Annotated in this window: 11 protein-coding genes and 1 pseudogene; 5 read left to right on the forward strand and 7 right to left on the reverse strand. The window is 38.7% G+C overall.

The features are described from left to right. The first annotated feature begins 215 nt into the window (after window positions 1-215). From Q0779_RS09040 to Q0779_RS09055, 4 genes are all read left to right on the forward strand, one after another. Window positions 216-737, forward strand: coding sequence for a helix-hairpin-helix domain-containing protein (locus tag Q0779_RS09040; RefSeq protein WP_298771808.1), 522 nt, complete (start codon window positions 216-218; stop codon window positions 735-737). Beyond that, window positions 694-1,740, forward strand: a complete 1,047-nt coding sequence (locus tag Q0779_RS09045; protein ID WP_298771810.1) for an ATPase, T2SS/T4P/T4SS family — start codon at window positions 694-696, stop codon at window positions 1,738-1,740. Before Q0779_RS09040 ends, Q0779_RS09045 begins: the two co-directional genes overlap by 44 nt. A 125-nt stretch (window positions 1,741-1,865) precedes the next feature. Beyond that, entirely contained in the window at window positions 1,866-2,078 is a 213-nt protein-coding gene (locus tag Q0779_RS09050; protein WP_298771812.1) for a hypothetical protein, read from the forward strand. Beyond that, on the forward strand, window positions 2,012-2,398 hold the full coding sequence (locus tag Q0779_RS09055) for an ATP-dependent RecD-like DNA helicase (protein WP_367180800.1): 387 nt from the start codon (window positions 2,012-2,014) through the stop codon (window positions 2,396-2,398). The genes Q0779_RS09050 and Q0779_RS09055 overlap by 67 nt, the downstream gene beginning before the upstream one ends. Before the next feature lie 79 nt (window positions 2,399-2,477). On the opposite strand, the gene Q0779_RS09060 is transcribed toward Q0779_RS09055, so the two are convergent. From Q0779_RS09060 to Q0779_RS09080, 5 genes and pseudogenes are all read right to left on the reverse strand, one after another. Beyond that, window positions 2,478-4,001: a hypothetical protein gene (locus Q0779_RS09060; protein ID WP_298771816.1), complete on the reverse strand. Its 1,524-nt coding sequence runs from the start codon at window positions 3,999-4,001 to the stop codon at window positions 2,478-2,480. Window positions 4,002-4,504: 503 nt separating this feature from the next. Next, on the reverse strand, window positions 4,505-4,810 hold the full coding sequence (locus tag Q0779_RS09065) for a helix-turn-helix domain-containing protein (protein ID WP_298771818.1): 306 nt from the start codon (window positions 4,808-4,810) through the stop codon (window positions 4,505-4,507). Between the two features lie 319 nt (window positions 4,811-5,129). Beyond that, on the reverse strand, window positions 5,130-6,116 hold the full coding sequence (locus tag Q0779_RS09070; RefSeq protein WP_298771820.1) for a ParB family protein: 987 nt from the start codon (window positions 6,114-6,116) through the stop codon (window positions 5,130-5,132). A gap of 2 nt (window positions 6,117-6,118) precedes the next feature. Beyond that, window positions 6,119-7,327 (reverse strand): AAA family ATPase, encoded by a 1,209-nt coding sequence (locus tag Q0779_RS09075; RefSeq protein ID WP_298771822.1) that lies wholly within the window; start codon window positions 7,325-7,327, stop codon window positions 6,119-6,121. Window positions 7,328-7,655: 328 nt separating this feature from the next. After that, a pseudogene (locus tag Q0779_RS09080) lies at window positions 7,656-7,796 on the reverse strand (IS3 family transposase); the annotation flags it as partial. Window positions 7,797-8,138: 342 nt separating this feature from the next. Between Q0779_RS09080 and Q0779_RS09085 the strand changes: the two are divergent. Beyond that, on the forward strand, window positions 8,139-8,369 hold the full coding sequence (locus Q0779_RS09085; protein ID WP_298771824.1) for a hypothetical protein: 231 nt from the start codon (window positions 8,139-8,141) through the stop codon (window positions 8,367-8,369). A gap of 7 nt (window positions 8,370-8,376) precedes the next feature. Here Q0779_RS09085 and Q0779_RS09090 read toward each other — a convergent pair whose 3' ends face one another. Next, window positions 8,377-9,315 (reverse strand): RepB family plasmid replication initiator protein, encoded by a 939-nt coding sequence (locus tag Q0779_RS09090; RefSeq protein WP_298771826.1) that lies wholly within the window; start codon window positions 9,313-9,315, stop codon window positions 8,377-8,379. A 38-nt stretch (window positions 9,316-9,353) separates the two neighbouring features. After that, window positions 9,354-9,595 (reverse strand): hypothetical protein (locus Q0779_RS09095; protein ID WP_298771828.1); only part of this gene is annotated, 242 nt, incomplete at its 5' end.

The raw sequence follows: 9,595 nt of genomic DNA on the forward strand, positions 1-9,595 counted from the left end.
ATAATATCTTTCTGACTTCAATACACGAGTCGTTTCTCATCTTTAACCACTAAAACAACAACTCACCCCAACATATAACAAACAAATGTATCACACTGGGATTTCAAAAATCCATATAAAATTTATTGTTATTATGATCAATTTATTCTATCGCTTGTTGGGTATTAAGTTGATAATATCCTTTGCCTAACAGGTCCCTTACTTTAAATTCCTTCATGTCATTGCCCCATACTCAACCTACATACGTCGATCACCAACCACTGGTCCAACTGCAAGGGTCGGTTGAGCGAGTCACCTTTCACAGTGAAGCCACTGGTTTTTTTGTGATCCGCGTAAAATGCAAAGGACAACTGGACTTAGTCACCATGACGGGCAGCACACCGTCGATCACGCCAGGAGAGTTTGTCGAGTCCTCGGGCGTATGGTTTAACGACCATCGCCATGGCCTGCAATTTCAAGTCAAACACATCAAAACGGTCACACCTAACACCCTTGAAGGCATCGAAAAGTACCTTGGCTCTGGTATGGTCAAAGGTATTGGCCCCCACTTTGCCAAACGCTTAGTCAAGGCCTTTGGTGAAGCCGTTTTTGATATTATCGAGCAAGATCCTAGCCGCTTATTAGAGTTTGATGGCATTGGCAAAAAACGCCGCGAAAAAATCACCTCAGCCTGGTCTGAGCAAAAAGTCATTCGTGAGATCATGGTGTTTCTTCAATCTCACGGTGCGTATTTATAAAACCTATGGCGATCAGGCGGTAGCCAAGGTCTCTGAAAACCCCTATCGACTGGCGCTGGATATTCATGGCATTGGCTTTAAAACCGCAGACGAATTAGCCCAGCAATTAGGGATTGACCGTGAGTCGCTCATTCGAGCGCAAGCAGGCGTTCGTCATGTCTTACAGGAAACGTCAGGGCAAGGCCATTGCGCTCAGCCCCATGATGCGCTGATAGCCGATGCGGTTAAGCTGCTCGACATTCCCGAAGACACTATCAAACAAGCCATAGTGTGTGAGGTCAATGAAAAGCGGCTCACTCCCGAGACGATCAATGATATCGATTGCCTTTTTTTGTCACCGCTTTATCGCGCTGAGCTCGGGGTAGCTAACCATGTGATGCGCTTACTGAATGGTCAAAGTGATTGGGCGACGATTGCCATCGATAAGGCGATTCAGTGGGTTGAAAAAAAGAACAAAATGAGTTTGTCTGAATCACAAAAAGCCGCCGTTGAGCAGGCGATTAAACACAAATTCTGTATTGTGACCGGCGGCCCTGGTGTCGGTAAGACCACCACAATTAATAGCATGCTCAAAATCATTAAAGCAAAAAAAGCTAAGGTGTTATTGTGTGCCCCCACAGGCCGCGCAGCTAAACGCTTGGCAGAATCCACGGGGGAAGACGCCATCACCATTCATCGATTACTGGAATTTGACCCTAGTGAATTTGATTTTAAACATAATGCCGATAATCCATTAGAGGCTGACTTACTCATTGTCGATGAAAGCTCCATGGTGGATATCGTGTTAATGAATCAATTACTTCGCGCCGTACCGGATAATTGCGCCGTGATCTTGGTAGGCGATATCGACCAACTTCCCTCTGTGGGCCCAGGCTCTGTGCTCAGGGATTTAATTGTGTCACAAGCCCTCCCCGTTGCCAGACTAACCGAAATATTTCGCCAAGCGGCAAGCTCACAGATCATTACTTGCGCCCACGCCATCAATAAAAGGCCAAGCGCCTAAACCTACCCCCAAAGGGGCGAAAACGGATTTCTTTTATCTTCAAGCTGATGAACCAGAAGAACTCTTTCACAAACTCATGATGGTCGTCACCCAGCGACTGCCACAAACATTTGGTTTCGAATCCGGTGAATGATATTCAAGTGTTAGCGCCCATGAATCGAGGCGGTTTAGGCGCGCGCAGTTTAAACATTGCCCTGCAAGCAGCCCTTAATCCCAATGCGCACCCTAAAGTCACCCGTTTTGGCTGGACCTATGCCCCGGCGATAAAGTCATTCAAACCGTCAATAACTATGACAAAGAAGTCTTTAATGGGGATATTGGTCGTGTCATCAGCGTGAATATTGAAGACAGTGAGCTATTCATTGAATTTGATGGCCGTGAGGTACTGTATGCCTTCAATGAACTTGATGAAGTCTCGTTGGCTTATGCCATCTCCATTCATAAAAGCCAAGGCTCCGAATACCCCTGTGTGGTGATCCCCATGGCCATGCAACATTACATGTTATTAGAGCGCAACCTACTCTATACCGGCGTGACGCGAGGCAAACAGCTTGTGGTGCTTTTAGGCCAACATAAGGCGGTGACCATGGCCGCAAGAACGGTGACCTCTAAGCAACGCTTAACCAATTTACAAGCGAGATTGAAAGAGGCTGTTTAGTCATACATAGAATAAAGCGATACAAAAGAATACATCAACCATTCTCATATCCTTGAGTTATATTGACAATGTCTTTATTTTAAAAAGTATCATTAACTACCATTTTTTTATTTTTAATCATAATTTGATTAGCATTAATGAGTGCTTGGCTAAAGCCATTAATTATTTTTATATTCTCCATCATATTAAGATCATCTAAGACTAAAGGTTCAAAAATACCATCTTCACCATCCCAATATGGCACCAATTGGCTATAAATTTCATTACTCGGATCATAGGTTAATTCAGTAACGCAAGACATCAGTTCCTCGGGGATTTTTATGCCTTTCATATATTCAATAGCCTCGGGAATTATGTCATAACCTGTAAACGTAATTTCTCTATGATCGAAGTTTTGAATAAAATCCTGTAAATTGAAAATAGGCGTCAATAATCCTTGTACGAACATCAGCTCCTCAACCACAAGTAGTTTAACGTTTATATCGATAAACTGCCCTACACCTTCAACGGGAAGCTTATATTTCGGCGTTAACTCACTTTTTAGCAATAAGATCAGTGTATCGACTAGCTCGCCTTTGCCTTGATCTACAAGTAATCTCGCTAATTTACTCGCCCCTTTGGAGCGTATGAGCATGTGTTTAGTTTTACTTTTTTCATCCCCTTCCATTGGAAATAAAGCACTAATAGCATCATTAAGTTGCCCTGTATTCCACTCTTTGAGCATCGGGGCTAAATATCCAATAATTGTATTAAGTACATCAGTTGGATATTGTTCAATATTGAATAAATTTGAAATCAGTAATTGAGACAGTCCTGTACGTATCTCACCAACTTGGGATGTAAAGTATAAATTTAATAGGTTAGCAGCTATCCTAGGATGATTATCAGAGCGCTGCAATAGCGATAAAGTCTCATGGCCACCAAAATTAAGTTCACGTGTAATACAAGCAACAATCCATGATTCTACATAACAAGAACAAGTATTGGAGTAGTAATAATAAAGGTCTGAAAATAACTCAAGCAGTTTAACGCCAGGCTGTTCTCCCTTCCTATCATAAAAGACATTATTTTCATTAATTAAAGCGAATAACTTAAACCAGATCTGATTTAACACGTCTTCAGAGCCATCAAATTCTATTTTTAACGCGTGTGATGATATGGAATTACCATATTGATACTCTAGTAATAGTAACCATTGATAAGCTATTTGGCATTGAGGCTGACTATTGTAATCAATACTCAAAAGGCGAATCGACCACTCATGAAATAAGTACTCCGCACCACTTTTTGAACGTGATACTTTCAACAAAAAGTTACCAATAGATCGAATCAATGCAGTACTTTTTTTATCCATCACGCTAATCGTTGCAGCTAAACCAAATAGTTGCTTAATAATTAAAGTCGTATCTTCAAAGGGAAGTCTATCACTGTCTAATGTTAACTGTTCAAGCACCCTAATTGTCTTCTTGATACTTGTTTTTATAGCAAAATTCAATTGACGTTCTGGCCCATCAATTAGGTCAAAATATGTTACAGCTTCACATTTCATTGATTTATTCAACATCATCGTAGGTATTTTAATTCCATTTATATGAAAACTCATACTGCCTTATCCCACATTTTTACTGAACTCCCCTTAAATAAGCTCTAACCAAACAGTAAAAGCCGACTATTCAAAGTAGCACTCTTTAAAATTCAGCCTTATTGTTTCAAATTTAGGGAATACGTTGACTAAATGTATCCATGCGCTAAACCATCAAAACGGTACATTTAAGAAATCACCAACAATAGATAAAGAGAAACCCTGCTATTTGACAGGGTTTCTCTTAACAGTTGGTACACTAGTAGATTCATTCTCAACTACCTATTCGGCAGATTACTTCAATTGTGAACAGGACACTAGTGTCACTGACTGGCGCATTTTATGGCAAAAACAGTATCAAACTAGCGAGAAGAACATTTGTTGTCAATAGTCCTTTTCCTCATTTAAACAAAAGGGTAAATGATTAAGTACTCATATAAATCAAATTCTTCACCAACTTAATACAGAAAACAACTAAATAAGATAGGACAGGCTTAAGACTACTGAAAACACATCAACTATACTTACTTAACTTCAATTATCTTTTTTTCAAACCCTTTAAGATGATTAGAAAACCAGTCTTCATCAATATAGACATAACCCCTACCTCGAACAGATTGGAGCCGATCGACTCCATTTCGATTTACTGGGATCTTCTTTTTTATCCGGCAAATAAGCACATCAATAATACGAGCACTTTTTCCACTTCTTTTTTCGTTAAGTACTGTCAATAATCGATCTCGGCTCACTATCATCCCAGGAGAAAGAACCAGCTCCTTAAGTATTAAAAGTTCCACCATGGTAAAGCCAGAAACATCTATGTCCTCCATTTATTTTTCCTTAAATTATTATTATATTTAAATTGAAGACTAAAGACACTGTTATAGAATAGACTTCTGACGTAAGTGATACTATAAACAAATAAGCAGTGCGAATAAACGTATCCGCACAATAAAGTTTGTTACCATGAAGGGGCCGTGTAGAAAAGCAACTTACCACACTATGAATTGGAAGAGTTGAGGATTTCAGCCTGAAATCCATCATGTTAAATAAAAAATCACTGCTTAATTAATTAGTTACAGCAAAAAACTAAGAGAGTAGGTATACCGATTAAAAATAGCCGACATCATAGCAATATGTGTCTCATTGCTAGCAATTATCCTCTAACGTTTTTTTGATGGCCGCATCTAACTTTTTCTGTAGTTCCTGTGGAACTTGACCGAATTCATAACTAAAACCCCGTTTTTTAGTCTTCTTCCTAGCAAACGAGTTCTTACCTTCAAACGCCCATAGCTTCTCTATAATGACATCTTTAGCATCTGTCCCATCTGACTGCTTATCAGCATGATCTTTTTTGAAAATTCGAAATGCTTTATTATACCCCCCGATAATATAATCTTTAATGTCATCCTTATTGACCTCATCCACCTCCTTAATATTATCTTTAACCATGCTTAAGAATGCAGGTAAATCCAGATTTTCTTTATCGATAAAACTGGCCATTCCCAGCAGACTTTTGAAGTCCGGATAGGTTAAATCAGACTGAACAGGAAAAATGGATAACATTTCCGCAGGCACAGACGCACATTGAATAGCACGACTGACCTTAGCGGCTGACATTCCTTCTTTTTCTGCAAGTTGTTTTTGATCTAACTGCCTTTTATCTTTTTCTGCAATCAGCCATATTCCTAACTCTCTCAAACTATGTTCTTTCGCCGTTTGAATCGTTTTTGTTAAATAACGCGCATCTGGAGACTCGATATATTCGTCTGGAACCAAAATATCCAGCCCCACACCTGCAAATTTAGCTGCCGCCCATCGCCTAGAACCATCCAATATTTCTATTTTATCATTCATCTTTCTCCCAATAGCAGGAAAATACTGATGAGTAATAATCGTATCAATAATGGGCTTTACAGAAGCCTCCGTTAATGCAGACTGATCCCTGCCGTTATTTTCCATATCGACAAACAATACAGATTCTATTTTCTCAAAAGGAATATGTTGTAAAGTGAACTCAACCTCTTTCCCTGACAGTAAAGTAAACACTTGTTTGCGAGTTTTAGTCTCTTTATCCGTATGTTTATTTGATGAAAATCCCTGTAAAGTTCGACCGATAGTCCCTCTCTTCGACATGACTAAGCCCCCTCATTTGAGCGAATAAATTCAATACGATCATAAACAGCTTTTGAAAAATCCTCTGTCGCAACCCGCGCACTTTTTAAAGCATCCTTACTTCCCACATAAGTATTCGGATTAGCGGTAATAACAGTATCAAAGGACTCCCCACAGCGTTCAAAAGCGTCAAGCCTAGGTAAAACAGCATCAAGCATGTCCCCCCCAAAGATCTCCTTTGCTAAACTGTGACACAATTTATGATCAACCTTATTCGCGAGTTTCGTCATGAAGCCAATATTCCCTTTCAATTTAGAGGTTGCGCCTGACTCCTCAATGACTGACATCAACTCAGGTAATCTATTTAAGTATTTTAGAGTAGAGTGGAAGTCAACTTGCGCCGGAGGAATTGGTGTCATTAATAAATCAGAGCAAGTGAGTGCATTTTTTAAGAACGCATCTAAATGAGGGCCACTATCTATAAAGATAAAGTCATAGTCCTTTTCTAGTTTATCTATAATCGCAGAACTGATTAAGTTATTGGGATTTTCACCAGGCAGATACTCCGCAACTAATGCTTCCCAATTAGACGCTATAAACGCATCATCAATAGAAGCAGGGATCACATCCACGCCATCCACGCCCGATTTAACAATAAACTCGCTAATAAGCTCTTCTCTTGAAACGTTCTGTAAAATAGCCTGAGCAGCAGTAGTATCAACCACGCCTATAGAATGCCGATGATTTAGGAACATAGTTGCTGATGACTGAGGGTCAAGATCAATAACCAATACCCGAATATCTTCTTTCAACAGGGCAGGGTGAGTTCGTAATCCATGCGCCAATGAAACCGAAGTAACAGTCTTCGACACCCCGCCTTTTAAATTAGAAACAAAGAGAGTAAAAGCCTTATCCCTTTTATCGCGATATTTTTTGACTTTTCTATGTTCATAAATGCTAACAATATCTGATATTGTCATTGCATATTTTTCAGTATTACCCGCTTTTCGTTTACCAAATTGATACCCAGCTCCTTCCATTTCACCAACAGCCTTATCGACTACAGCCTTGGATAAATGAGGTAGTTTAGCAACTGCTGCCTTTGAGTATGTTTGGAAATAAGAATCAGTATTAAACTCTCTTTTCTGTGCTTCTATTTCTTCAGTTAGAGAGGTTAATAAATCATGAGAACGTTCTGCTATTCTACGTAAAGAGTCCTGTGCTTGATACATATGAATCCTTTTTATTATACATGTGCAGCTTTTATGCTTTAGCGCAATAATACTGCTTATTTATTATAAAACAACCTAAATAGTGTAAAGTACGATTAAAATTAATAAAAAATACGGATCAGAAGCCCTGACTTTCTTATTAATGTTACAAATTAATAGCAAAATATAATCAATAATAGCAAAGCTATAGAGTATTACTTTTTAAATGAAAAGTAGATGTGTGAGTAAAAGAGGGGAGGGAAGGTAAAAAATTTGAGGATTTCAGGCTGAAATCCTCAATCTATACACTAATATTGCACTAAAACTGGACACTCAATTAAGCGACTTTTTACTGTTCATAGTGTAGTGGGCTTTGATACCCAATTGCACTATGCCTTCTTGTTCGATTGTAATCAACTTCAATGTATTCGAAAACTGCATGACGCATCTCGTCACGGGTCATTATTGGTTCATATTGGATAGCTTACAAGAAACGCTCAGCAACAGCGTTGACGCTCCTATGTCAAGCTATCACGTTAATGCCGACAGGTCGGATATGATTATGAGGTAAAATTCTCTCGCAATGTAACGTTTAAGGCATCGTTGGATCGCTTTAATTGATTTACTTTGAGCCGTACGCTTAGCGATGTAGATCCTTGTTCTAGGATCACTTCGCATTCTAATGAGGGCGACTGTCCACAACGTATTATTGGCATCCCTTGAACCACCTAGGTTAGTGATTTTACTCACTTAGCCGAGTGTCCGAAAGTACTGCCAAGGATCAGTAGTTAGCAAGGAATCAACGTTAGAATTTCTTATTAAAGATATAGAGATGACTACTGAATCCAATGACAAAATAATGGGGATTATTTATGAGAAAACAGGTCTAAATACATCAAAAAATAATAATAAACCTAGAAAATTTGTAGATATATCGAAAGATAAATTTGTCAAAATCGCAACAAATAAAAACAAAACAATTTTTGAAATAACACGTGGTACACCTACCGAAATCGAAGATATTGAACAGCTAATACTGAACTACTATAGTAAAATCACATAGTAGATAATCACTCAATAAGAGCAGCTTTAGCTGCTTTTAGCTTTTGTCCAAAATCCAAACCCATATCAAAACCCTCAAGCACTAACTCAGAGATAAAACGTTCTAAATTCTCTATCTCTTTTTTACTCGGCAAACAAATTTGATCGTTTAATTCACAGTACGTTTTTACTGCATCTTCTAATGTTGATGCAGTATTATTAATAATTTTTTCTGGTAATAACCTTGATGTTATTTCAAATTTAATAGAGGAAGGCTTAGCTCTTTTACCCTTGCCTTTAATTTCTTCATAGCTAACATTAATAGAGGTTTTTTCATTAATTTCATCGACAGCAGGTTTTAAAAACCTACGCCTAAAATCACTCATCCTCTCTAAATATTTAATAGGCAACTCATATCGGTTAATCATCCACTCTATAGAAAAAGTGACTTCCCCCTTAACCGCCCATTGCATCATTGAATCATATAATCTCATCGAGCACGGTTTTTCAAGTTTTGAGATATCTCCTTTGAGCAGTCTAGTAAAATTGTTATCCACATTTTTAATTACGTGCAATAACTCTGCATTAAAATGCAAAACAGTAACCCCTCTTTTAGGCCGATGAGACCGTTTTACCGTCCACGATATAGCATCCAACGCCTTTTCATCATCAAGATCTTCGTCTGGAAGATAAAAAATAACTTCTTTTTGATTTAAGGATTTTGCAGCATTGCGTATATCACGGCACGCAGTGTCCATTTTAATGGTATAAAGCTCTGAATAATCTGAGTGATGAATCTCAACTGGGAACGAACCAAGTTCATTCTGCTTTGCTTCACCTTTGTGAATAGCGTTTAACGCAAGATAAACTAACCTTTTTTCATTTTTTGCCAAGCTATACGCTGCTGTGGTTAATACATTGGACTGCTTGATAATCTCGTTTTTGTTACTTGTGATTAAATCTGGCATTAAGCTTAAACCTCGTCCGTGACTGTAAATGTATTATGTCACGATATTAGCAGTACATACCGAATAAACCAAGAAACTCTAGGATTATATTCGACAACTTTGTCACGTTCGCCCAGTTCCCACCTTGAATAACCGACAACTTTGTCACGTTCGCCCTGTTCCCACCTTGAATAACCGACAACCTTGTCGTGTTTACCTAAGTTCCACCTTGAATAACCGACAACTTTGTCACGTTCGCCCTGTTCCCACCTTGAATAACCGACAACCTTGTCGTGTTTAC

Origin of the sequence: uncultured Shewanella sp., from assembly GCF_947491715.1 — a bacterium.
Taxonomy (GTDB): Bacteria; Pseudomonadota; Gammaproteobacteria; order Enterobacterales; family Shewanellaceae; genus Shewanella.

Bases quoted from the DNA above. Each gene is read 5' to 3' on its own strand.
- Q0779_RS09040 (WP_298771808.1), top strand. From the start codon at position 216: ATGTCATTGCCCCATACTCAACCTACATACGTCGATCACCAACCACTG.
- Q0779_RS09060 (WP_298771816.1), bottom strand. From the start codon at position 4,001: ATGAGTTTTCATATAAATGGAATTAAAATACCTACGATGATGTTGAAT.
- Q0779_RS09065 (WP_298771818.1), bottom strand. From the start codon at position 4,810: ATGGAGGACATAGATGTTTCTGGCTTTACCATGGTGGAACTTTTAATA.
- Q0779_RS09070 (WP_298771820.1), bottom strand. From the start codon at position 6,116: ATGTCGAAGAGAGGGACTATCGGTCGAACTTTACAGGGATTTTCATCA.
- Q0779_RS09075 (WP_298771822.1), bottom strand. From the start codon at position 7,327: ATGTATCAAGCACAGGACTCTTTACGTAGAATAGCAGAACGTTCTCAT.
- Q0779_RS09085 (WP_298771824.1), top strand. From the start codon at position 8,139: ATGACTACTGAATCCAATGACAAAATAATGGGGATTATTTATGAGAAA.
- Q0779_RS09090 (WP_298771826.1), bottom strand. From the start codon at position 9,315: ATGCCAGATTTAATCACAAGTAACAAAAACGAGATTATCAAGCAGTCC.